This is a genomic window from Candidatus Binatia bacterium, from assembly GCA_023150935.1.
GTDB lineage: Bacteria > Desulfobacterota > Binatia > HRBIN30 > HRBIN30 > JAKLJW01.
The window spans coordinates 1-607 of record JAKLJW010000111.1 but is presented as its reverse complement, the minus strand read 5'-3'; the positions used below and the strand labels follow the sequence as shown (position 1 = coordinate 607).

Below are 607 nucleotides of genomic sequence, written 5' to 3'. Positions count from 1 at the left end.
GAAATCAGTCTGAAATCCAGTTTAACTCCGGCATCCTTCAGAAGGGTGAACCGGAGTTTTTTATTTTAAAGAGAAAGTAAAATCAATATGCCAGTTGTCGTGGTGGTTGGTGCCCAATGGGGCGACGAAGGAAAAGGAAAAATTGTGGACCTGCTCTCGAAGGATTGTCAGGTTGTGGCTCGCTATCAGGGCGGGGCCAATGCCGGGCATACCATTTCCTTCGGAACTCAGACCTTTGTTCTTCACCTGCTGCCTTCGGGGGTTTTTCATGAAGGAACCCGCTGTCTGATCGGAAATGGAGTGGTGATTGATCCGCTGGCGTTGCAGGAAGAACTTGAAATGGTGTCGCGGCTTGGCATTGACCTTTCCGGACGGTTGTTTATTTCGGGAGGAGCGCACCTGATTTTCCCCTACCACAAAGTGTTGGATACCATCCGGGAAACCAGCAAGGGTGCCGATAAGATCGGTACAACCGGGCGTGGAATCGGGCCTTCTTATGTGGATAAATACATGCGGAACGGAATACGGGTTGCCGATCTGGCCGATATGCCCGGACTCAGGGCAAAGGTGACCAAGGCCATTCAGGAAAAAAAGGTGCTGATCGAGC

General features: G+C 51.1%; 1 protein-coding gene. It reads left to right on the top strand.

Annotation, left to right across the window (positions count from 1 at the left end; genetic code table 11):
• Nucleotides 1-87: 87 nt before the first annotated feature.
• The coding region (locus L6Q96_23195) for an adenylosuccinate synthetase (GenBank protein MCK6557456.1) at nt 88-607 on the top strand (520 nt) is incomplete at its 3' end.